Genomic DNA, 313 nt, shown 5'->3' on the forward strand with positions numbered 1-313 from the left:
GCGGTCGCCTCTTCACGGCGTCATATGAATTTGAAGCGGCTCCAACATCAAGAGCAGAAGCTGGAGAAGCGCATCGCCCACTATTTGGCAGAGCTGGACGAGGCAGATAAAACCGAAGCCGGCGAGAAGATTGACCGCAATGCAATCAAGGCGACTTTGGCGCAACTTGAAGTCAGGCATTCCAATAACTTGACGTGCCAGGCGCTGATGAAATCCATGGAGCTTGAGCAATTCAATACCCACGAAAGCGATGCGCGAATGCTGCGAACGCACAAAGGGCCTCGGGTCGGGTACAACGTGCAGACAGCCGTGG

1 pseudogene is annotated in these 313 nt (G+C 54.6%); it reads left to right on the forward strand.

Annotated features, from left to right (window positions below):
- Positions 1-313 (forward strand): annotated as a pseudogene (locus AAEY83_RS13680) (IS5/IS1182 family transposase); the annotation flags it as partial.

This window comes from Psychrobacter sp. TB20-MNA-CIBAN-0197, from assembly GCF_040309765.1.
GTDB lineage: Bacteria > Pseudomonadota > Gammaproteobacteria > Pseudomonadales > Moraxellaceae > Psychrobacter > Psychrobacter submarinus.